This is a genomic window from Inquilinus sp. (genome assembly GCF_057815775.1).
This window is the reverse complement of the sequence record NZ_JBYRFX010000948.1, coordinates 1-20,851: the sequence shown is the minus strand read 5'-3', so window position 1 is coordinate 20,851 and position 20,851 is coordinate 1. Positions and strand designations below refer to the sequence as shown.

The following is a 20,851-nucleotide window of genomic DNA, read 5'->3' as shown; positions in this document are numbered from 1 at the left end:
GCGCCAGCTGATCCTCGCCGGCGAGGAGATCGTCAACGACGCCTACAAGCTCGACAACGAGTTCGACGGCCCGGCCCAGATCCAGGAGGGCGAGGAAAAGCTCTACCGCCTGTCCAGCTCCGGCGTGCTGCGCAAGGATTTCGAGCCGTTCGGCGACATCCTGGCCCGCGCGGTCGAAGCTGCGGGCAAGGCGCTGGAGCGCGACACGCCGCTGACCGGCGTGACCACCGGCCTGGCCGAGATCGACAAGATGATGGGCGGCATGCAGCCGTCGGATCTGATCGTCCTGGCCGGCCGCCCCGGCATGGGCAAGACCGCGCTGGCCACCAACATGGCCTTCAACGCCGCCACCGCCTATCTGCGCAAGAACGGCAAGGAAGGCGCTGTGGTCGGCTTCTTCTCGATGGAAATGTCGTCCGACCAGCTGGCCGTCCGTATCCTGTCCGAGGTGGCCGAGATCCCGTCGGAAAAGATCCGCAAGGGCGACATGAAGCGGGCCGACTTCCCGCGGGTGGTCGAGGCCGCCAACCTGATCCGGCAGACCCCGTTCTTCGTCGACGACACCGCCGGCGTTTCGATCAGTACGTTAAGAACACGTGCCTTGCGCTTGAAACGGCAGCATAATCTCGGCATGCTTGTGGTCGACTACATCCAGCTGATGAGCGCCGGAACGACCAAGAGGAACGAGAACCGGGTGCAGGAAATCTCCGAAATCACCCGTGGCCTGAAGATCCTGGCCAAGGATCTGAGCATCCCGGTGATCGCCCTGTCCCAGCTGTCGCGCCAGGTCGAGAACCGCGAGGACAAGCGGCCGCAGCTGTCCGACCTTCGCGAATCCGGCTCGATCGAGCAGGACGCCGACGTGGTCATGTTCGTCTATCGCGAGGCCTACTACCTGTCGAAGGGCGAGCCGCCGGAAGGCACGCCGGAGCACCAGGACTGGATGGCGGCGATGGACCGGGTGCACAACGTGGCCGAGGTGATCGTTGCCAAGCAGCGCCACGGCCCGACCGGCACGCGGCGCCTGCATTTCGAGGGCCAGTATACCAAGTTCTCGAACCTGCAGACCGACCCGAGCTTCGATGACCAATGAGGCTGCGGCGCTCGGCCGGGCCGGCGCCCTGCTGACCATCGACCTCGACGCTGTCGTGGAGAACTGGCGTCGCCTGTCGGGCCGCTCGGCGCCGGCGGAATGCGGCGCCGTCCTCAAGGCCGACGGCTACGGCCTGGGCGCCGCGGAAATCGGCCGGGCCTTGGCCGCCGCGGGCGCCCGAACCTTCTTCGTCGCCCATCTCGAAGAAGCCCTGGCGCTGCGGGCGGTGCTGGGTGAATCTCGCATCGTCGTCCTGAACGGCCTGCTGCCGGCCTTCGCGGCCGACTACAGCACCCATCGCCTGATCCCGGCGCTGAACGACCCGGCGGAGATCGCAGCCTGGGCCGGCCATGCCGCGGCGCTGGGCCGCCCCCTGCCCGGCTTCGTCCATCTCGACAGCGGCCTGAACCGCCTCGGCCTCGCGCCGGCCGATCACGACCGGCTGGCCGCCGACCCGTCCGTGCTGGCCGGTATCGCGCCGGTCACCTGGATGACGCACCTGGCCTGCGCCGAGGCGCCGGACAATCCGATGAACCGGGTCCAGCTGGACCTGTTCCGCCAATCGGTCTCGCGCCTGCCGGCGGCGCCGGTCAGCATCGCCAATTCTTCCGGCATCTTCCTCGGGCCGGACTTCCACGGCGACCTCACCCGTCCCGGCGCGGCGCTGTACGGGGTCAACCCGACGCCAGGCCGGGCCAACCCAATGGCGCCGGTGGTGCGGCTGGCCGCGAGAATCCTGCAGATCCGCCGCGTTGACACCCCCATGACCGTTGGATACGGTGCCGCGCACCGCGTGGAGGGTCCGGCCAGGCTCGCGACGATTGCCGTGGGCTATGCCGACGGCGTTCTGCGTGCCGCGAGTGGTCGTGGCACCGTGCGTATCGCTGGCTTCACCGCGCCGATCACCGGCCGCATCTCGATGGATCTGATCACGGTGGATGTCACCCACATTCCCGAACCGCTGGCCGCCCCCGGCGCCCTGGCCGAGATCATCGGTCCGGAGCTGCCGCTCGACCGCGTGGCCGAGAGCGCCGGCACCATCGGCTATGAGATCCTGACCAGCCTCGGCCGGCGCTATGCCCGCCGCCATGTCGGCGGGGCCGCATGAATTTCCACGCCGCGATCGGGCGGACCTTCCTCGGCTTCCTGGCCGCCGTCGGCCGCATCGCCCTGTTCGCCGGGAACGGGCTGGTGCAATGCGTCCGGCCGCCCCTCTATCCCCGGCTGTTCCTGCGCCAGATCGTCGACATCGGCTACTACTCGCTGCCGGTGGTCGGGCTGACGGCGCTGTTCACCGGCATGGTGCTGGCGCTGCAGACCCAGGCGGGGTTCAGCCGCTTCGGCGCCGGCGGCCTGGGTGCCGATGTCGTCCTGCTGTCGGTGGTGCGCGAGCTGGGGCCGGTGCTGGCCGGGCTGATGGTCGCCGGCCGCATCGGCGCCTCGATGGCCGCCGAGATCGGCACCATGCGGGTGACCGAGCAGATCGATGCGCTGAGCACCCTGTCGACCAACCCATACAAGTATCTGGTGGCGCCGCGGCTGGTCGCCGGCCTGCTGATGCTGCCCTGCCTGGTCGTCGTCGCCAACATCATCGGCGTGTTCGGCGGTTTCCTGATCAGCGTCTACCGGCTCGGCTACAACCCGTCGGCCTATGTGGTCGCGACCCTGCAGGGCCTCCATGTCGAGGACGTCGTCCTCAGCCTGGTCAAGGCCGCGGTGTTCGGCTTCGTCGTCGCGCTGATGGGCAGCTATCACGGCTACAATTCGCGCGGCGGCGCGCAGGGCGTCGGTGCGGCGACCACCAACGCCGTCGTGTCCTCATCGATCCTGATCCTGCTGCTCGATTTCGTGATCACCGGTCTGTTCGTATGACGACCTCCCCCTCGACCCCGAAGATCCGCCTTGAAGGCGTGCACAAGAGCTTCGGCGCGAAGCATGTGCTGCGCGGCATCGACCTGGAGATCACGGCCGGCGAATCCCTGGTCGTGATCGGCGGCTCCGGCACCGGCAAGTCGGTGCTGCTGAAGTCGATCCTCGGCCTGATCCGGCCGGACAAGGGCCGCATCCTGATCGATGGGGTCGACACCACCCGGCTGTCGGGCAGCGAGCGCGTGGCGCTGATGAAGCGCTTCGGCATGCTGTTCCAGGGCGCCGCCCTGTTCGACAGTCTGCCGGTCTGGGAGAATGTGGCGTTCGGCCTGATCCAGGGCCGCGGCATGGCCCGCCCGGCGGCGAAAAAGATCGCCATCGACAAGCTGACCCAGGTCGGCCTTGGGCCCGATGTCGCCACCCTGTTCCCGGCCGAGCTGTCGGGCGGCATGCAGAAGCGCGTCGGCCTGGCCCGCGCCATCGCCGCGGAGCCGGAGATCATCTTCTTCGACGAGCCGACCACCGGCCTTGACCCGATCATGGCCGACGTCATCAACGACCTGATCGTCAAATGCACCCGCGAGCTGGGCGCGACGACGCTGTCGATCACCCATGACATGGTCAGCGCCCGCAAGATCGCCGACCGCATCGCCATGATCTATGAAGGCCGGATCATCTGGGCCGGGCCGGCGGACACGGTGAACGATTCCGGCAACGCCCATGTCGACCAGTTCGTCCATGGCCGTGCCGACGGACCGATCCAGATGCAGGTCCGGGTTTCCTGACACGGCCTGGGCGTGTCTTGCGGCTCTGTGGTCCGGATGATATCTACTGGTGGTAGATACCAGACTGGAGGCGCATCGTGTCGAAATCCGGAACCGCCCGATTGTTCCGACACGGACGCAGCCAAGCCGTGCGCCTACCCAAGGAGTTTCGCCTCCCCGGCGAAGCCGTCCGTGTGACCCGCGTTGGCAACGGGGTCCTTCTGGAACCGATCGAGACGGATGTCGCGGCCTGGTTCGCCAGCCTGGACCGCTTCGCCGAAACGCCCTTCATGCCGGAGGGCCGGGAACAGCCCGCCATGCCGATCGACAAGATCGACCTCGAGTGATGCTCTGCCTCGACACCAATGTCGTGATCGGCATCCTCAACGGGCGGCCGGAAGCGGTGCGACGAAATCTGGTAACGGCGCTTGCGGCGGGCGAACAGGTCACCGTCTCCTCGATCGTGCTGTTCGAGCTTTGGTATGGCGCGGCCAAGAGCGGTCGCCCTGCGGAGAATGCGGAACGGATCAAAACATTCCTGTCGGGGCAGATCGAGATTCTGCCTTTCGAGCAGGAGGATGCACGGGAAGCAGGACATCTGCGCGCCACCCTGGAGAAGGCGGGCACTCCCATCGGACCGTTCGATGTCCTGATCGCTGCCCAGGCGTTGCGTTGGCAGGCGCCGATCATCACCGCCAATGCGGCCGAATTCGACAGGGTGCCCGGCCTCACACGACTTGACTGGTCTCAGGACCGGAACGGATGAGAGCGCAACGCCTTCCCCGATAGGATCCACTCCGTGGCCAAGAGCACGACCCGCTACATCTGCCAGAACTGCGGCGCCAGCTTTCCGCGCTGGGCCGGGCGTTGCGAATCCTGCGGCGAGTGGAACACGCTGGTCGAAGAGATCGTCGAGGCCACGCCGAAGGCCGTCGGCGGCGCCCAGAACGCCGCGGCCGGCCGCGCTATCGCCTTCACCGACCTGGCGGCCGCGACTGTCGAGGAGCCGCGCTGGCGCAGCGGCAATGACGAGTTCGACCGGGTCTGCGGCGGCGGCATCGTCGCCGGCTCGGCCATCCTGATCGGCGGCGACCCCGGCATCGGCAAGTCGACCCTGGTGCTGCAGGTGCTGTGCCGCCTCGCCGGTACCGTCGAATGCGCCTACATCTCCGGCGAAGAGGCGGTCGACCAGATCCGCATGCGGGCGCGGCGCCTGGGCCTGGCCGAAGCACCGATTCGACTCGCCGCCTCATCCAACGTCCGCGACATCATCGCCGCGATGGACCGCCCGGACGGGCCGCGGATCGTGGTGATCGATTCGATCCAGACCATGTTCCTCGATGCGCTGGAAAGCGCGCCGGGCACGGTCGCCCAGGTCCGCGCCTCGGCGGCGGAGCTGATCCGCCATGCCAAGCGCCGCGGTGCCGCCCTGCTGATCGTCGGCCATGTCACCAAGGATGGCGCCATCGCCGGACCGCGGGTGCTGGAGCACATGGTCGACACGGTGCTGTATTTCGAAGGCGAGCGCGGCCACCAGTTCCGCATCCTGCGTGCGGTGAAGAATCGATTCGGCGCGACCGACGAGATCGGCGTGTTCGAGATGACCGATGGCGGCCTGGCCGAGGTCAGCAACCCGTCCGAGCTGTTCCTGGCCGACCGCGCCGGCGACGTGTCCGGCGCCGCGGTGTTCGCCGGGCTGGAAGGCACAAGGCCGGTGCTGGTCGAGATCCAGGCCCTGGTCGCCCCGTCGCCGCTCGGCACACCGCGGCGCGCCGTGGTCGGCTGGGACAGCGCCCGCCTGGCCATGGTGCTGGCGGTGCTGGAGGCACGCTGCGGCGTCGCCATCGGCATGAACGACGTCTACCTCAATGTCGCCGGCGGCCTGCGAATCGCCGAGCCGGCGGCGGATCTGGCGGTGGCGGCCGCCCTGATCTCGTCGCTGACCGGCGTGCCGGTGCCGCGCGAGACCGTGGTATTCGGCGAGATCGGCCTGTCCGGCGAGATCCGCGCGGTGGGGCAGAGCGAGGCTCGGCTGAAGGAAGCGGCGAAGCTTGGATTCTCCGCCGCGATCGTGCCACAAGGACACCCGAAGAGAGGCCGGCCCGCCGGCCGCGACGCGATTCCGATCGAGCGCCGCGGCCTCGCCCGGCTCGAAGAGTTGGTGGCACTGTTCGGCGTGGAAGGGCGCGGAGCAGGCAGCGGCCGTCGCAAGAGTTTCGAGGAGACTGATTCTGGATAGCCTTCCCATCGCCGCCGGCGACATTGCGATCCTGATCATTCTCGCGATATCGGCGTTGCTGGCGCTGGCGCGCGGCCTGGTTGCCGAGGTGCTGTCGATCGCCGGCTGGGTCGGCGCGGCGCTGGTCACGCTGTGGCTCTTCGGCGATGCCGCGCCCTATCTGCGGCAATATATCCAGATGCGGATCCTGGCCGACATCCTGACCGGTGCCGGCATCTTCATCGTCGCCCTGGTGATCTTCTCCACCATCAGCCACATGGTCGCCCGGCTGGTGAAGGGATCGGCACTCAGCGCGGTCGACCGGTCGCTCGGCTTCCTGTTCGGCCTGGTGCGCGGCGCGGTGCTGGTCTGCCTAGGCTACCTGCTGCTGACCTGGGTGTTCCCCGAGACCAAGCGGCCGCCCTGGCTGGAGAACGCCCGGATGCTGCCCTGGGTCCAGACCGGTTCCGAATATCTGAAGAGCCTGGTGCCGCAGGAGATGCTGGCCAACGCCATCGACAAGGCGAAGCAGGAGACGGCACCCCTGGCCACGCCGCAGACCATCGCCGATCCGATCGGCAGCCTGCTGAACGGCGGCCAGGGCGCCCCCTCCTCCACGCCGGCCCAGCCGGCAGCGCCACAGCCGGCACCGGCCCAGCAGCAGCCGGCGACTCAGCCGGCGCCGGCGCAGCAGCATCCGGCCGCGAATGGCCTGAAGCCCACTCGTCCGACACAGACGCAGCCTGCCCCTTCGCCGAACGCGGGTGCAACCGGCGGCGGTTAACACTATATAGGCGCCAAGATGTTCCGAATGGCGCCAATGGCGCCCAGGATCAGGAGCCACCGCAGCTTCATGCTGACGACAGACCCCTTCGACCTCCACGGCGACACTCTCCGCGAGGAGTGTGGCATCTTCGGCATCATGGGCCATCCCGAAGCCGCACCGATGACCGCGCTGGGGCTGCACGCCCTGCAGCATCGCGGCCAGGAAGCCTGCGGCATCGTCTCCTATGACGGCGAGCAGTTCCATGCCCACCGGGCCAACGGCCATGTCGGCGACGCCTTCTCGTCGCATTCGGTCGTCAGCCAGCTCAAGGGCAACGCCGCGATCGGCCATGACCGCTACGCCACGACAGGCGGCGCCGGCCTGCGCAACGTCCAGCCGCTGTTCGCCGACTTCGAATTCGGCGGCTTCGCGATTTCCCACAACGGCAACCTGACCAATGCCGGCCGGCTGCGCCACCAGCTGGTCAGCCGCGGCTGCCTGTTCCAGTCGACCTCGGACACCGAGGTGTTCCTCCACCTGATGGCCATAGCGCGCGGCGGCAACGTCATCGACCGGCTGGTCGAGGCGATGCGCCAAGTCGAGGGCGCCTATTCGCTGATCGCCCTGGCACCCGAGCACGTCATCGGCATCCGCGATCCCATGGGTTTCCGGCCGCTGGTGCTGGGCAAGCTGGAGACCGCGTCCGGCACCAGCCATGTCCTGGCGTCGGAAACCTGCGCGCTGGATATCATCGACGCCGAGTTCATCCGCGACGTCGAGCCGGGCGAGATGGTGGTGCTGCAGGGCGGCAAAGTGACCAGCATCAAGCCGTTCCAGCCGGCCGAGCGCCGCTTCTGCATCTTCGAATACATCTACTTCGCCCGGCCCGACAGCGTGGTCGAAGGCGCCTCGGTCTATGAGGCCCGGCGCCGGATCGGGGTCGAGCTGGCGGTGGAATCGCCCGTCGAGGCGGATGTCATCATCCCGGTCCCCGATTCGGGCGTGCCGTCCGCCATCGGCTTCGCGGCGCAGAGCGGCATACCGTTCGAGCTCGGCATCATCCGCAACCACTATGTCGGCCGCACCTTCATTGAGCCGAGCGACCAGATCCGCCATCTCGGCGTGCGCCTGAAGCACAACGCCAACCGGGCGATGATCGAAGGCCGCCGGGTCGTGCTGGTCGATGATTCAATCGTGCGCGGCACCACAAGCCAGAAGATCGTGAAGATGGTGCGCGCGGCCGGCGCCAAGGAGGTCCATATGCGGATCTCCAGCCCGCCGACCACCAACCCCTGCTTCTACGGTGTCGATACGCCGGAGAAGTCGAAGCTGCTGGCGCACAACTACTCGGTGCAGCAGATGGCCGAGCTGATCGGCGTCGACAGCCTGGCCTTCATCTCGATCGACGGGCTGTATCGCGCCATGGGCGCATCGAAGCGGGCCGGCAATGCCCGGCAGTTCTGCGATGCCTGCTTCACCGGCGACTATCCGACGCCGCTGACCGACAACGAAGCCGCGCCGCGCCGCAGCTCCTCCCTTTCCGGCTGAAACCATGACCGAGACCACCGGACGGCCGCTTGAGGGCCGGATTGCGCTCGTCACCGGGGCGTCGCGCGGTTTCGGCGCCGCGGTCGCGATCCGGCTGGCCGCCGCCGGCGCCCATGTCGTCTGCGCCGCCCGCACCGTCGGCGGGCTGGAGCAGACCGACGACGCGATCCAGGCGGCGGGCGGCAGCGCCACGCTGGTGCCGATGGATTTGTCGAAGTTCGAGCAGATCGACCTTCTGGGCGGGTCGCTGGCCCAGCGCTTCGGCAAGCTCGACCTGCTGGTTGGCAGCGCCGCGATGCTCGGCCATCTCGGTCCGGTCGCCTTCAGCGATGCGAAGGTCTGGGGCCAGGTGCTCGACCTCAACCTCACCGCCAATTACCGGCTGATCCGCTCGGCCGACGCGCTGCTGCGCGCCGCCACGGCGCCGCAGGCCATCTTCGTCACCGACCGGATCGCGCGGGCCGGCGGCGCCTATTGGAACGCCTATGCCGTGGCCAAGGCCGGGCTCGAGACCCTGGCCAGCCTCTATGCGGCCGAAACGGCCAAGACGCCGGTGCGGGTCGCGCGATTCAACCCCGCCCCGATGGCCACCCGGCTGCGCGAACAGGGCTTCCCGGGCGAGCCGCAGGGTAGCCAGCCGGCACCGGAAGCCGCGGCGGACCGGCTGGTCGGCCACATCCTGGCCGGCGACGGGCTGGCCGAAGGTGTGGTCGCCGACTGGGATTAGTGTCCCCGACGAGTCACCCGGCCCATAATTTCCGCACATTTGAACGGAAGATTGCCCGCGGTTCCCTGGGGGAGAGCAGCGACATGGTTCGAACGACGCGCATCGCGCTGGCCTTGGCCCTGGCCATCGCGGCCGGCCCGGCAGCAGCGGCCGAGACCGTGCCCGATTCCGGGATCCTGCAGATGGCCAAGGCTGCCTGCGACGGGAAGGATTTCGCGTCCCTGTTCGGCCATTTCGCCCAGACCAAGGCCGTCCGCCTGGCCTACACCGCGCCCGAGGTGCAGATCCGCAGCCTCGATCACCCCGAACGGATCCTGCAGACGACCCCGGGCCGGGACTACCGCGACTTCAAGATCGCCATGGTCGACTACAGCTATGTCGACGCCGACTCGGCCGACCGCTTCTTCGCCCACAAATCCGAGACGCTGGAGGATCTGAAGGTCGACATGACCGAGACCGCCGACGGCGGCTATCGCGTCGCCTATGTGAAGGTCGAATACGGCCCGCCCAGCGGCGATGACGGCGACGAGCAGGGCGAGATTATCCGCACCTATGGCCGCCCCGGCGCCTATCTGTTCGAGCCGCGCAACGGATGCTGGCAGCTGACCCAGGATCTGCGCTGATGCGCGCCCTGCCCCGCCTTGCCGCTATAGCGTCGCCGAAACTCCCTCGGTCAGTTCATCGGCCAGGACCTTGAAGCCGGCCAGGGTGGTCATGCCGAAGCTGTTGCTGAGCGCGACATCGGCGGCATCCCGCCCCCGCGCCATCAGCACCCGGCCGATCCGGGGCCGGTTGTGGCGGGCATCGAAGGTGTACCAGCGGCCGCCGAGATAGGCCTCGAACCAGGCGCTGAAATCCATCGGCGCCGGGTCGTATGGCACGCCGATATCGCCGAGATAGCCGGTGCAGTAGCGGGCCGGGATGTTCATGCAGCGGCACAGCGTGACCGCCAGATGGGCGAAGTCGCGGCAGACGCCCGCCCGCTCCTGATGCACGTCCCAGGCCGATTTGGTCGGCCGGGCGTGGTCGTAGCCGAAGCGGACATGGCTGTGGACGAAATCGCAGATCGCCTGCACCCGGGCCCAGCCCGGCGGCGACTTGCCGAACAGCCCCCAGGCGGTTTCGGACAACAGGTCGGTCTGGCAGTACCGGCTGCCCAGCAGGAACACCAGCGCCTCGGTCGGCAGGTCCGAGACCTTGATCTCCGCCGCGTCGGGCGCGATCTCGTCGGCCAGGCCGCTGTCGCTGACCACGGCGTCGGTCGAGAGATGGATCTTCCCAGCCGGCGCCAGGATCCGGCTGCAGATGTTGCCGAAGCCGTCGATATAGACATCGACCGGCACCACCGGGTCGCAGCGCAGCGTGTCGGGGGTGGCCAGATCCTGCGTGCGCGACGGGTGGACGCGCAGCATCAGCATCATCGGGGTCGGCTGCGGGCAGTCGTAGACCAGATCAAACCCGATACGAATCCGCATGACCCATCCCTCTGTGGCCGTTGTTGACGGCACTTTCGGGTCACGCCCTCCCCAGCCCCCGCAGCGGTTCGATCCGGTTCTGCGTCGGCAAGGGTCGCGCGCGGCCCCATGCCGTTGCGGGATCGTAACAGAAGCGCGCGGGAATTCGTTCCAGGATCGGCAGGCAGGTCAGTCCCGGAAGATCACCTGCAGGAAATCGGCCAGCGACGGCCGCCAGACAGCCATCTCGTGTCCCAGGCCGGGATAGGCGGTGTGGCTGTGGCGGATGCCCGCCGCCGTCAGATCCCGCAGCAGTCCGGTGACATCGTCGCCCGTGACCGTGTCGTTCGTGCCGGCGGTGACGGCGAAGTGGCGCAGCGCGGCGTTGACCCGGCCCGGGTCGGCCAGCGCCCGGGCGATGCCCGCGTCCGGCACCGTCGCCTGCGACACGCCGCTGAAGCTGCCCAGCCAGCCGAAGCTGCCGAGATGGCCAAGCCCCGAGACCAGGACTTGGTAGCCGCCCTGAGACAGTCCGGCCAAGGCCCGGCCGGCGGCATCGGTCCGCACGCGATAGCGGGCCTCCATATGCGGGATGATGTCGTCGGTCAGCTCACGATCCACCGCGGCCGCGTTCACGGGATAGAAATCCCGGCGGCGGACGGCGTCGGGGAAATCCTCCGGACCGGCGCCGGGCAAGTCGGCCTCGGTGCCCGCGAAGAACACGATCATCGGCGCGATCCTGCCCTCGGCCAGCAGATTGTCGAGCATCTGCGGCGCCCGGCCCTGCAGGACCCAGGACCAGATGGTGTCGCCATAGCCGTGGTAGAGGACCAGCACCGGCAGCGGCGCCGCCGCGTCGCTGTAGCCCGGCGGCGTCCACACCAGGAACTGGCGCTCGGCCCCCAGCGCCGTGCTGTGCAGGGTCACGACCCGCAGGTCGCCATGCGGCACCGGCCGGGTGTCGAGGATGCTGCCCGGCACCAGGATCAGGCTGGCATTGACCTGGCGCTGCGGCTTGGGCGTGGCCGAGCCGGTGTCGGGTGCCGCGAAGCCGTCGACGCTGAAGCCGTATTCGTACAGGCCGGGATCGACCGGCCCGACGATCGCCTGCCACGCGCCCTGCCCGGTCCGCGCCAGCGGCACCGGCCCGCGCGGACCGAAATTGACCGTGACCGACCGCGCCGCCGGGGCGACCAGCCGGAAGGTGATGTGCCGGTCGGGCCCGACAGAGGTCAGCAGATCGCGCTGCGCCCCGCCGACAGGCGGCTGCGCCGGGCTGTCACTCACCCGAGATCATCTTGAAGATTCCAGAAAAATCAGTGTCTTTTTGGCCGTCGTTCACAAACAAGGTGTAAAGCGCGGCCGCCGCGGCGCCCAGCGGCGTCGCGGCGCCGGCGGTCTGGGCCGCGGATTGCGACAGGCGCAGATCCTTCAGCATCATCGCCGCGGTGAAGCCGGCGGCGTAGTCGCGATTGGCCGGCGAGGTTGGCACCGGCCCCGGCACCGGGCAATAGGTGGTCAGCGACCAGCACTGGCCCGAGCTCTTGGACGCCACATCGAACAGCTTCTGCCGCTCCAGCCCCAGCTTGTCGGCCAAAGCGAAGGCTTCCGACACCGCGATCATCGAGATGCCGAGCACCATGTTGTTGCAGATCTTGGCCGCCTGGCCGGTGCCGGCATCGCCGGTGTGAACGATGGTCTTGCCCATCGCCTGCAGCACCGGCTCGGCCCGGCCGAATGCCTCGCCCGACCCGCCGACCATGAAGGTCAGGGTGCCCGCCGTGGCGCCGCCCGTGCCACCCGAAACCGGGGCATCGACCATGGCGAAGCCGCGGGCCCTGGCTTCCTTCTCCACGGCGCGGGCGTTGTCGACATCGATGGTCGAACAGTCGATCAGCAGCGCGCCGCCCGGGACGTTGGCACAGATGCCGTCGACGCCGAGATAGGCCTCACGCATATGGGCGCCGCTCGGCAGCATGCTGACCACCACCTGTGCCTCGTTCACCACTGCGGCGATCGAGGGCCTGGCGACGATCCCGTCCTTCGCCAAGCCCTCACGGACCGCGTCCACCGGGTCGAAGCCGGTCACCGAATGCCCGGCCTTCAGCAGGTTCAGCGCCATCGGCCGGCCCATATGGCCGAGGCCGAGAAAGGCGATACGCAGCCCCATGGTCGTCTCCTCCGAGCCCGTCCGCGAATGCTACTGGCGCGGCCGCCTGATGGCGGTGTCTCCGCTTCCGATGCTCACGGACCTATGTCCGCTCCGCGCCGGTTCTCGACACCACCACCAGTCGACTCACGCCAGCGCATTCTCAAACGGGCTCTAAACCGGGCGCGAAGGCCCATTCATTGTCCGGTCGTTCAGTCAAACGTCAGTTCGCGGCCGGGCAGCGGCCGGAAGCAGGCGGCGACCGTGGCATCATCCACCGCCTCCAGCGCCGCCGGCTGCCATTTCGGATCGCGGGTCTTGTCGACCAGCTGGGCCCGGACGCCTTCGAAGAAGTCCGGTGCGGCCAGGAAGCGGTGGACCATGCGGAACTCCATCGCCGCCACCGCGTCGTAAGGCATGGTCGCGCCCTGGCGCATCTGGCGCAGCGTGACCTTCAGGCTGGTCGGCGACCCCGCGCGGATCTGCACCGCCGCCCCCTGCGCCCAGTCGCCGCCCTCGGCGTCCAGGGCGGCCAGGATCTCCTCCACCGTGTCGTGGCGGAAGCAGCGATCGATCGCGGGGAGCAGCGCCGGCAGCATGGGTGTGCCGGGATCGGCGGCGAAGCGCTCCAGCACCGCCTCGGCCACCAGCCCGCCATGGCCGACCCAGACGGCATCGGCCAGCGCCGCCACCACGTCGTCGACCCGGGCCGAGGGCACATGGTGCGTCGCCAGCCGGGTGTACATCAGGTCGGCAGCGTGCAGCCGGGCGCCAGTCAGCGCGAGATAGAGACCGCTTTCGCCCGGGCAGCGCGACAGGAACCAGCCGCCGCCGACATCCGGGAAGAGGCCGATGCCGCATTCGGGCATGGCGCACAGCGTCTTCTCGGTCGTCACCCGGTGCGAGCCATGCACCGAGAGGCCGAGGCCGCCGCCCATGGTCACGCCGTCGAGCAGCGCGATCCACGGCTTGGGGAAATGATGGATGGCATGGTTCAGCCGGTATTCGACCCGGAAGAAATCCGCCTCCGGATCGCCGTTGAGCACGGCCGCGGCCGCGGCAGGACCGAGGTCGTAGACGGCGCGGATGTCGCCGCCGGCACAGAAGGCCCGGTCGCCGGCGCCGCGCACCACCACGGCATGGATCTCCGGATCCTCGGCCCATTGCGGTAAGCGCGGCAGCAGCGCCTGGCACATGCCGAGCGACAGCGCGTTCAGCGCCTTCGGCCGGTTCAGCGTGACGATGACGATCGGGCCTTCCCGATCGAACAGGATCTCGTCGGTCATTCTATTCCGCCAGCAGGCGACGGGCCACGATCAGACGCATGATCTCGTTGGTGCCTTCCAGGATCTGGTTCACCCGGACGTCGCGCAGGAAGCGCTCCACAGGATAGTCCTTGATATAGCCGTAGCCGCCATGCAGCTGCAGCGCATCGTTGCAGATCCTGAAGCCCGCGTCGGTGGCGAAGCGCTTGGCCATGGCGCAGTGCAGGGTCGCGTCCGGGTCCTGGCGGTCGAGCGAATCCGCGGCGCGATGGATCATCAGCCGGGCGGCATCGAGGTCGATCGCCATATCGGCCAGCTTGAATTGCAGCGCCTGGAACTCGGCGATCTTCCGGCCGAACTGGCTGCGCTGCAGCATGTGGCTGCGCGCCGCCTCCAGGCAGGCGCGGGCGCCGCCGACCGAGCAGGCGCCGATGTTGATGCGGCCGCCATCCAGCCCCTTCATGGCGAAGGTGAAGCCCTCGCCCTCCTCGCCCAGCCGGTTGGCCACGGGCACGCGGCAATCCTCGAAGATGACCGCGGTCGTCACCTGGCTGTTCCAGCCCAGCTTCTTCTCCTTCTTGCCGAAGGACAGGCCGGGCGTGCCCTTCTCGACGATCACGGCCGAGATGCCCTTCGGCCCCGCCTCCCCGGTCCGCACCATCACGATGTAGACGTCGGAGGTCGAACCGCCGGAAATGAAGGCCTTGGACCCGTTCAGCACATACTCATCGCCGTCGCGCACCGCGCGGGTGCGCAGCGACGCAGCGTCGGAGCCGGAGCCGGGTTCGGTCAGGCAATAGCTGGCAAAGCTGTCCATCGTCATCAGCGACGGCAGGAAGCGGGCCTTCAGCTCCTCCGACCCGAAGCGGTCGATCATCCAGCCGACCATGTTGTGGATCGAGATATAGGCGGCGGTGGAGATGCAGGCCGCCGACAGCTCCTCGAACACGATCACGGCGTCGCGGCGGGTCAGCCCGCTGCCGCCATGGGCCTCGCCGCAATAGAGGCCGGCGAAGCCCAGCGCCGCGGCCTGGCGCAGCGTGTCGACCGGGAAGATCTGTTCCTCGTCCCAGCGGGCGGCATGGGGGGCCATCTGCTCCACGGCAAAGGCGCGCGCGGCATCGCGGATGGCGTCCTGGTCGGCATTCAGGGTGAAGCTCATGGACAGAGCGTGGCCGGAACCGGGCCGGGGATCAAGAGGTTCGCGTACGATTGTTTCGCGACATGCTGTCCATGACAATGGCGAGAGGCTTGTTGCATTCTCCCGGCACGTCATTCCGGAGACCGCCATGTCCGCCTTCGCGCCGCCCCTTGCCGAAGCCCAGGCCGCCCTGTCCCGCGCGGTTGCCGAGGCCGCGCGCCAGGGCCGGACGGTCGCGGCCGTCGTGATCGACCGCGGCGGCCATGTCGTTGCCGCGGCGCGGATGGACGGCGTCGGATACCTGACGCTGGAGGTCGCCCGGCGCCGCGCCGCCGCCGCGCTGCATTTCGGCGAGCAGACCCGGGACGCCGCCTTGCCGACCGACCGCGACCCCGTCGGCCTGGCCGACATCCTGGTGCAGCCCGGTGGCTTCCCCTGGCGCGATGCCGGCGCGGTGATCGGCGCGCTGGGCGTCGCCGGGGCGGGGCTGGAGGACGACCATGCCATCGGCGACGCCGCGATCGGCATGCTCTGACGGGTTGACCGTCAGGCAGCGCCCCTCATCCGCTCTACCCACGCCAGCAGCGCCTTGCGATCGATCTTGCCGAGGGCGTTGCGCGGGATCTCATGGATGATTTCCAGCCATTCCGGAACCTTGTAGTCGGCGAGCCGCGCCGTCACCTCCGCCAGGATGTCCCTGACGGTTGCACTGCTCTGCACCGCGCCGCTCTCCAGCTGCACGAAGCCCATCACGCGCTGCCCGAGCACCGGGTCCGGCACGCCGATCACCCCGGCGGTCTTGACTGCGGGATGGGCCGCCAGGGCCTCCTCGACCTCGACCGGGGAGATATTGGTGCCGCCGCGGATGATCAGTTCCTTCTTGCGCGACACGAACCACACATTGCCGGCGTCGTCCTGCCGCATCAGGTCGCCGGAATGGTACCAGCCGTCTCGCGGCGTGCCCTCGATCGCATCAGGCCCGGCCCAGTAGCCGATGCTGACATCAGGTCCCCGCACGATGAACTCACCGGCCTCACCCTGCGGCACCGGCGCGCCGGATTCGTCGACCAGGGCCACATCCGCGCCCGTCACGACCCGGCAGACCGAGCCGAATTCCAGCCCGTAGGTCAGCGCGCCGGCCGTCTCCGTCGCCGCCCAGATCGAGTGCAGGGGACAGCCGAAGACCGACGGGAACTCCTGCTGCACCTGCCGGGGGCAGACATCGCCGCCGGTGATGCAGCTGCGCAGGGACGAGACGTTGCGTGGCCGCACCTTCTGGCAATCCAGCAAGGTCCCGAACATGTACGGCATGGCCAGCACCCAGCTGCAGCGATGCCGCTCGATCGCATCCAGCACGGCGTCGGGCTCGAACCGCTCGAGCAGGATGAACGGCGCGCAGAACCTGACATAGGCCAGGAAGGTGAACAGGCCGCTGGCATGGGCCATCGGCGTCGACATGACGGCGACATGGCTGCCGTCGAGACCCCAATGCGCCAGCCCCTCGGCGATGGCGGACAGGGAGGCCGGGGTGTGGATCACCAGCTTTGGCTGGCCGGTCGTCCCCGACGTCGTGATCAGCACGGCCGGCGCATCGATCGCCGGTTCGTCCGGCACCGTCTCGCCATTGTCGTTGGTGGACAGCCTCGACCAGGGCTGCGCCCGCCGGTCATCGCCGCCGTCGCCGATGACGAAGCGCCGGCCGGCTGCGAGGGTCGCCTCATCGATGTCGGCGACGCGCGGATAGAGGTCCGCTTCGCCGATATAGAGGGCCGGCTGCAGGCGGCGCAGCAGCGGGGCGAGTTCCGCGGTCTTGAAGGCGGTGCGCAGCGGCACCGCGATCGCGCCGACCAGGAAGCAGGCGTAGTACGCCAGGATCATTTCGGGCCGGTTCACCATGTGCAGCGCGATGCGGTCGCCATGCCGGATGCCCAGCCCGACGAGGCCGCGCGCGAGGCCGCCGACCTCCTCCGCCAGCCGCTGGTAGGTCCAGACGTCGTCGCCATTGATGAACGCGATGCTTTTCGGCCGCGTTTCGGCGTTGTGACGCAACGCCTGTATGGGCGTGAAAGTCATTCTGCTCTCCGAGCGAGATTGGGTGAAGATTTCGGTGTGTCGATCTTCAGGTCCGGGCGGACGATCTCGGTCGGAGCACAGCCGACGGGTCGTCCCCGGTCCGTCTTTCGTCAGCGAAAGACGCGATGATCTCGTTGACCCGAAGAATGGATCCGCTCGGCTTCTTGATGATGTCGGCGCCAGGGAAAGGCGTTACCGGCGTAACCGGCCTGGGGAGCCGCTCTGTTCAGCCCGGTGCGCCCTGCTTGGAGGGCGGTTCGCGATCGGCTACGGTCGTGTCTGCTCATTTGATCAAACGGGGAGCCCGAGCACGTCATGGCCGATTTGGGGCTGGAGCCGATCCTGTCGCGGCTGACCATCCAGGACAGCGTTCATCAGCAGCTGCGGCATGCCCTGATGACCGGCCGGTTCGACCCCGGCCAGGTGATGACCATCGCATCGCTGGCCGACAGCTTCGGCACCAGCCACATGCCGGTGCGCGAGGCGCTGCGCCGGCTGGCGGCGGAGAATGCGCTGGAGATCGCGCCGAACGGCTCTGCCCGCGTGCCCTTCGTGACCCGGGCCCGGCTCGACGACCTCTGCCGCGCCCGGATCGCGGTCGAAGGCCTTGCGACCGAGCTGGGTGCCGGCCAGATCACCGGTCGCGACATCGCCGCGCTGGAGACCATGGTGGCGGAACAAGAGCGGATCGCGCGGGAAGACAGCGTCTACGACATGCTCGGCAAGAACCGGCTGTTCCACTTCACCATCTATCGCGCCTCGGGTTCGGAGGTGCTGATCCAGCTGATCGAGTCGCTGTGGCTGCAGGCCGGCCCGTACATGCGCAGGCTGTCGGCCCATGTCGAACCGCTGCTGCGGGCCGGCACCCTGGCGCCCTACACCGGGCACCACCACGCCATCATCGCCGCGCTGAAGGCCGGCGACGCTGCCCGGGCGCGGGAGGAAATGATCGGCGACATCCGCACGACGCAGGATCTGCTGCGCACCCTGTGCCCGGCCGAGGACGGGCCGGCCAGGACGGCGGCGGGGCCGGCCGCCGGAGCGCCCACCGACAACTATTCACTTTAAGCCTACAGCAATTCCATTGATCACATCCGGGCTTCGTGATCACATGATCAAAATCGGACGAGCCACCGCCGATCGATGATCCGGCGGCGGAAACAAGAAGCGAACGACACCCCCTATCGGGGAAACAGAGGAGGCCAGAATGATGAAAACTCTCGGACGGCTGGGCATCCTGATCGCCCTCGGCGTCGCTGCAGCGTCTCCGGCGCTGGCCGACACCATCGTGGTCGGTGCCTACCCGGCCAATCCGCCCTGGGAATACAAGACCGACAGCGGTTCCTTCGAAGGCTTCGAGGTCGATCTGGCGAAGGAGGTCGGCAAGCGCATCGGCGCCGATGTCGAGTTCCAGGACCTCGGGTTCCAGGCCCTGTTCGCCGCCACCAGCTCCGGCCGCATCGACTTCGCCATCTCGTCGATCTCGGTCAACAACGACCGGCTGCAGAACCAGAGCTTCACCCAGCCCTATTATGACAGCGACGGCACGGTGTTCGGCGTGCCGACATCGCCGATCCATTCGCTTGATGACCTGAAGGGCAAGACCGTCGGCGTGCTGTCCGGATCGACCGGCGAGACCTGGGCCAAGGCGAACAGCGACAAGCTCGGCCTTGCCGACATCAATGGCTACAACGCCCAGCAGGACCTGCTGATGGAGGTCCAGAACGGCCGGGTCGATTTCGGCGCCAGCGAGATCTCGGGCCTGCAATACGCGATCAAGCAGATGCCCGGCCTGAAGATCCTGCTGCGCATCCCGACCGGCGAGCACTTCGCCATGATGACACGCAAGAATCACCCGCTGCTGACCAAGGCGAACGACGCCATCACGGCGATGAAGACGGACGGCACCATGGCCGCGCTGCACAAGAAGTGGTTCGGCGTCGACCCCGAGGCCGGCACCAGCACGGTGGTGCCGGGGCCGATCCCCCAGGCCCAGTAGCCGATAGCGGAGGGGCGATTCGCCGCCCCTCCCCCTCGCCTCGCTCCTCGGCCCGGCCGTTGAGCCCGACCTGCTCCTCGTGCTGCGGTCCGGACCCATGGATATCGTCGATACCTTCTTCAACTGGCCGGTGCTGGTCCGGTCCTTCCCGATCCTGCTGCGCGGGCTGGGCAACACCGTCATGCTGGGCTGCGCCAGCATCGTCCTCGGCACCCTGGCCGGGCTGCTGATCTGCCTGCTGCGGCTGTATGGCCCGCGGCCGCTGCGGCTGCTCGCGGTCGGCTATATCGACATGTTCCGCGCGCTGCCGATCCTGGTGGTGCTGATCCTGATCTACTACGCCCTGCCCTTCGTCGGCATCCGGCTGTCCTCCTTCGTCTCCGCCACCCTGGCCTTGTCGCTGGTGCTGTCGGCGTTCACGGCGGAGGTGTGCCGCGCCGGCATCGAGAACATCCCGCGCGGCCAGTTCGAAGCCTCCTCAGCACTCGGCCTGCCGTTCTGGCTGGCCATGCGCAAGGTGATCCTGCCCCAGGCGGTGCGCGTCATCATCCCGCCGCTGACCAGCAACTGCGTCGCGGTCTACAAGGACACGGCGCTGGCCTCCGTCGTCGCCATGCCGGACCTGCTGAAGCAGACCACCGACGCCCAGGCCCAGATGGCCAACCCGACGCCGCTGATCGGCGCGGCGATCATCTATCTCGCCTTTCTCTGGCCGCTCGTCCGCCTGATCGGCCATCTCGAAGACCGGGCCAAGCGCCGCAACGGCCGGTCCTGACCCTGCCGCGCGCGTCGCCCGGCGGCGCGTGCCCCCCATCGACCAGGAGATGTTCGTGACCCAGACCCAGACCGAGGACAGACTCGCAGCAGCGCCGTTTCCGATCGAGACAGTGCGGTCGATGTTCCCGGCGCTGCAGCAGGCCGATGCCGAGGGCTTCATCTTCCTCGACAACGCCGCCGGCGCCCAGATCCCGCAAAGCGTGCTCGACGCCGTGACCCATCACCTCGTCGACCACAACGTCCAGCGCGGCGGCCGCTACGACAAGAGCCGCGCCGTCGACCGGTCGGTGGCCGAGGCTCGCGAAAGCGTCGGGCTGCTGGTCAACGCCTACAGCCCGGCCGAGATCTCGTTCGGCATGAACGCGACCTCCTTCATCCGGCTGGTCAGCCTGGGCATCGGCCAGACGCTGGATGAGCGCGACGAGATCATCGTCACCGACATGGATCACGACGCCAACATCGCCACCTGGCTGGCGCTGGAGAAGGCTGGGGCGAAATTCGCGTGGTGGCGGATGCGCGAGGACGGCACCCTGCATGCCGAAGACCTGGCACCGCTGCTGTCGTCGCGCACCCGCCTGGTCGCCTGCACCGTGACCGCCCATTCGATCGGCTCGGTCGTCGATGTCACGGCCGCCGCCAAGCTGGCGCATGCAGCCGGGGCCGAGGTCTTCGTCGACTGCGTGCATTACGGCCCGCATGGGCTGATCGACGTGCAGGCCTGGGGCTGCGATTACCTCGTCTGCTCCGGCTACAAGAACTTCTCGCCGCATATGGGCTTCCTGTGGGGCCGCTACGACGCGCTGAAGCGCCTGCCGACCTTCCGCGAGGACTTCATCCCGGACGAGCCGCCCTACAAGATCGAAGCCGGCACCTTCATCTACGAGAACGTCGCCGGCATGAGCGCATCGGTGAGGTACCTCGAATCGCTCGGCCGCGGCTTCGCCGGCCCGTCGACCGGATCCCGCCGCGGCGACATCGTGGCGGCGATGACTGCGATCCGGGCCTATG

Annotated in this window: 22 protein-coding genes; 16 read left to right on the top strand and 6 right to left on the bottom strand. The window is 68.4% G+C overall.

Features of this window, described 5'->3' with window-relative positions:
• From AC3XYG_RS34095 to AC3XYG_RS34045, 11 genes are all read left to right on the top strand, one after another.
• The coding region (locus AC3XYG_RS34095) for a replicative DNA helicase (RefSeq protein WP_489144333.1) at positions 1 to 1,093 on the top strand (1,093 nt) is incomplete at its 5' end.
• Positions 1,083 to 2,201, top strand: a complete 1,119-nt coding sequence (gene alr / locus AC3XYG_RS34090; RefSeq protein WP_489144332.1) for an alanine racemase — start codon at positions 1,083 to 1,085, stop codon at positions 2,199 to 2,201. The genes AC3XYG_RS34095 and alr, both read left to right, overlap by 11 nt.
• Positions 2,198 to 2,965, top strand: a complete 768-nt coding sequence (locus AC3XYG_RS34085; RefSeq protein ID WP_489144331.1) for an MlaE family ABC transporter permease — start codon at positions 2,198 to 2,200, stop codon at positions 2,963 to 2,965. Before alr ends, AC3XYG_RS34085 begins: the two co-directional genes overlap by 4 nt.
• Positions 2,962 to 3,747 carry an ABC transporter ATP-binding protein gene (locus AC3XYG_RS34080; RefSeq protein WP_489144330.1) on the top strand — a complete coding sequence of 262 codons (786 nt, stop codon included), beginning with the start codon at positions 2,962 to 2,964 and terminating at the stop codon, positions 3,745 to 3,747. The genes AC3XYG_RS34085 and AC3XYG_RS34080 overlap by 4 nt, the downstream gene beginning before the upstream one ends.
• A 77-nt stretch (positions 3,748 to 3,824) precedes the next feature.
• Complete coding sequence (locus AC3XYG_RS34075) at positions 3,825 to 4,073, top strand: antitoxin (RefSeq protein WP_489144329.1); 249 nt, start codon at positions 3,825 to 3,827, stop codon at positions 4,071 to 4,073.
• Positions 4,073 to 4,492, top strand: coding sequence for a type II toxin-antitoxin system VapC family toxin (locus tag AC3XYG_RS34070; protein WP_489144335.1), 420 nt, complete (start codon positions 4,073 to 4,075; stop codon positions 4,490 to 4,492). The genes AC3XYG_RS34075 and AC3XYG_RS34070 overlap by 1 nt, the downstream gene beginning before the upstream one ends.
• 33 nt (positions 4,493 to 4,525) lie before the next feature.
• A complete protein-coding gene (radA, locus tag AC3XYG_RS34065) occupies positions 4,526 to 5,965 on the top strand; it encodes a DNA repair protein RadA (protein WP_489144328.1) in 1,440 nt (479 codons plus the stop codon).
• Positions 5,952 to 6,728 (top strand): CvpA family protein, encoded by a 777-nt coding sequence (locus AC3XYG_RS34060; protein WP_489144334.1) that lies wholly within the window; start codon positions 5,952 to 5,954, stop codon positions 6,726 to 6,728. Before radA ends, AC3XYG_RS34060 begins: the two co-directional genes overlap by 14 nt.
• Before the next feature lie 69 nt (positions 6,729 to 6,797).
• Positions 6,798 to 8,258 (top strand): amidophosphoribosyltransferase, encoded by a 1,461-nt coding sequence (gene purF / locus AC3XYG_RS34055; RefSeq protein ID WP_489144327.1) that lies wholly within the window; start codon positions 6,798 to 6,800, stop codon positions 8,256 to 8,258.
• 4 nt (positions 8,259 to 8,262) lie between these two features.
• Positions 8,263 to 8,985 (top strand): SDR family NAD(P)-dependent oxidoreductase, encoded by a 723-nt coding sequence (locus AC3XYG_RS34050; protein ID WP_489144326.1) that lies wholly within the window; start codon positions 8,263 to 8,265, stop codon positions 8,983 to 8,985.
• 83 nt (positions 8,986 to 9,068) lie between these two features.
• Positions 9,069 to 9,608, top strand: a complete 540-nt coding sequence (locus tag AC3XYG_RS34045; protein WP_489144325.1) for a hypothetical protein — start codon at positions 9,069 to 9,071, stop codon at positions 9,606 to 9,608.
• A 24-nt stretch (positions 9,609 to 9,632) separates the two neighbouring features.
• Here the strand turns inward: AC3XYG_RS34045 and AC3XYG_RS34040 are convergent, their stop codons facing one another.
• From AC3XYG_RS34040 to AC3XYG_RS34020, 5 genes are all read right to left on the bottom strand, one after another.
• Entirely contained in the window at positions 9,633 to 10,460 is an 828-nt protein-coding gene (locus AC3XYG_RS34040) for a transglutaminase-like domain-containing protein (protein ID WP_489144324.1), read from the bottom strand.
• Positions 10,461 to 10,628: 168 nt separating this feature from the next.
• On the bottom strand, positions 10,629 to 11,726 hold the full coding sequence (locus tag AC3XYG_RS34035; RefSeq protein ID WP_489144323.1) for an alpha/beta hydrolase: 1,098 nt from the start codon (positions 11,724 to 11,726) through the stop codon (positions 10,629 to 10,631).
• Positions 11,719 to 12,609 carry a 3-hydroxyisobutyrate dehydrogenase gene (gene mmsB, locus AC3XYG_RS34030; protein WP_489144322.1) on the bottom strand — a complete coding sequence of 297 codons (891 nt, stop codon included), beginning with the start codon at positions 12,607 to 12,609 and terminating at the stop codon, positions 11,719 to 11,721. The genes AC3XYG_RS34035 and mmsB overlap by 8 nt, the downstream gene beginning before the upstream one ends.
• Before the next feature lie 191 nt (positions 12,610 to 12,800).
• Entirely contained in the window at positions 12,801 to 13,874 is a 1,074-nt protein-coding gene (locus AC3XYG_RS34025; protein ID WP_489144321.1) for an enoyl-CoA hydratase/isomerase family protein, read from the bottom strand.
• 1 nt (position 13,875) lies between these two features.
• Positions 13,876 to 15,015, bottom strand: coding sequence for an acyl-CoA dehydrogenase family protein (locus tag AC3XYG_RS34020; protein ID WP_489144320.1), 1,140 nt, complete (start codon positions 15,013 to 15,015; stop codon positions 13,876 to 13,878).
• 127 nt (positions 15,016 to 15,142) lie between these two features.
• Here AC3XYG_RS34020 and AC3XYG_RS34015 point away from each other — a divergent pair, with 127 nt between their 5' ends.
• Positions 15,143 to 15,529 (top strand): GlcG/HbpS family heme-binding protein, encoded by a 387-nt coding sequence (locus tag AC3XYG_RS34015; protein ID WP_489144319.1) that lies wholly within the window; start codon positions 15,143 to 15,145, stop codon positions 15,527 to 15,529.
• 11 nt (positions 15,530 to 15,540) lie between these two features.
• On the opposite strand, the gene AC3XYG_RS34010 is transcribed toward AC3XYG_RS34015, so the two are convergent.
• Positions 15,541 to 17,067 carry a class I adenylate-forming enzyme family protein gene (locus tag AC3XYG_RS34010; protein ID WP_489144318.1) on the bottom strand — a complete coding sequence of 509 codons (1,527 nt, stop codon included), beginning with the start codon at positions 17,065 to 17,067 and terminating at the stop codon, positions 15,541 to 15,543.
• Positions 17,068 to 17,382: 315 nt separating this feature from the next.
• On the opposite strand from AC3XYG_RS34010, the gene AC3XYG_RS34005 reads away from it, so the two are divergent.
• From AC3XYG_RS34005 to AC3XYG_RS33990, 4 genes are all read left to right on the top strand, one after another.
• The gene (locus tag AC3XYG_RS34005) at positions 17,383 to 18,135 is read left to right on the top strand and encodes a GntR family transcriptional regulator (RefSeq protein ID WP_489144317.1); all 753 of its coding nucleotides are present in this window, start codon (positions 17,383 to 17,385) and stop codon (positions 18,133 to 18,135) included.
• Positions 18,136 to 18,274: 139 nt separating this feature from the next.
• The gene (locus AC3XYG_RS34000; RefSeq protein WP_489144316.1) at positions 18,275 to 19,066 is read left to right on the top strand and encodes an ABC transporter substrate-binding protein; all 792 of its coding nucleotides are present in this window, start codon (positions 18,275 to 18,277) and stop codon (positions 19,064 to 19,066) included.
• A gap of 97 nt (positions 19,067 to 19,163) precedes the next feature.
• Positions 19,164 to 19,841 (top strand): amino acid ABC transporter permease, encoded by a 678-nt coding sequence (locus AC3XYG_RS33995; RefSeq protein ID WP_489144315.1) that lies wholly within the window; start codon positions 19,164 to 19,166, stop codon positions 19,839 to 19,841.
• Between the two features lie 55 nt (positions 19,842 to 19,896).
• The coding region (locus tag AC3XYG_RS33990; protein WP_489144314.1) for a cysteine desulfurase-like protein at positions 19,897 to 20,851 on the top strand (955 nt) is incomplete at its 3' end.

Coding starts and splice junctions, on each gene's coding strand:
- AC3XYG_RS34050 (WP_489144326.1), top strand. CDS start 8,263: ATGACCGAGACCACCGGACGGCCGCTTGAGGGCCGGATTGCGCTCGTC.
- AC3XYG_RS34015 (WP_489144319.1), top strand. CDS start 15,143: ATGTCCGCCTTCGCGCCGCCCCTTGCCGAAGCCCAGGCCGCCCTGTCC.
- mmsB (WP_489144322.1), bottom strand. CDS start 12,609: ATGGGGCTGCGTATCGCCTTTCTCGGCCTCGGCCATATGGGCCGGCCG.
- AC3XYG_RS34000 (WP_489144316.1), top strand. CDS start 18,275: ATGATGAAAACTCTCGGACGGCTGGGCATCCTGATCGCCCTCGGCGTC.
- AC3XYG_RS34040 (WP_489144324.1), bottom strand. CDS start 10,460: ATGCGGATTCGTATCGGGTTTGATCTGGTCTACGACTGCCCGCAGCCG.
- purF (WP_489144327.1), top strand. CDS start 6,798: ATGCTGACGACAGACCCCTTCGACCTCCACGGCGACACTCTCCGCGAG.
- AC3XYG_RS34080 (WP_489144330.1), top strand. CDS start 2,962: ATGACGACCTCCCCCTCGACCCCGAAGATCCGCCTTGAAGGCGTGCAC.
- AC3XYG_RS34025 (WP_489144321.1), bottom strand. CDS start 13,874: ATGACCGACGAGATCCTGTTCGATCGGGAAGGCCCGATCGTCATCGTC.
- AC3XYG_RS33995 (WP_489144315.1), top strand. CDS start 19,164: ATGGATATCGTCGATACCTTCTTCAACTGGCCGGTGCTGGTCCGGTCC.
- AC3XYG_RS34010 (WP_489144318.1), bottom strand. CDS start 17,067: ATGACTTTCACGCCCATACAGGCGTTGCGTCACAACGCCGAAACGCGG.
- AC3XYG_RS34070 (WP_489144335.1), top strand. CDS start 4,073: ATGCTCTGCCTCGACACCAATGTCGTGATCGGCATCCTCAACGGGCGG.
- AC3XYG_RS34085 (WP_489144331.1), top strand. CDS start 2,198: ATGAATTTCCACGCCGCGATCGGGCGGACCTTCCTCGGCTTCCTGGCC.
- AC3XYG_RS34005 (WP_489144317.1), top strand. CDS start 17,383: ATGGCCGATTTGGGGCTGGAGCCGATCCTGTCGCGGCTGACCATCCAG.
- AC3XYG_RS34045 (WP_489144325.1), top strand. CDS start 9,069: ATGGTTCGAACGACGCGCATCGCGCTGGCCTTGGCCCTGGCCATCGCG.
- alr (WP_489144332.1), top strand. CDS start 1,083: ATGACCAATGAGGCTGCGGCGCTCGGCCGGGCCGGCGCCCTGCTGACC.
- AC3XYG_RS34020 (WP_489144320.1), bottom strand. CDS start 15,015: ATGAGCTTCACCCTGAATGCCGACCAGGACGCCATCCGCGATGCCGCG.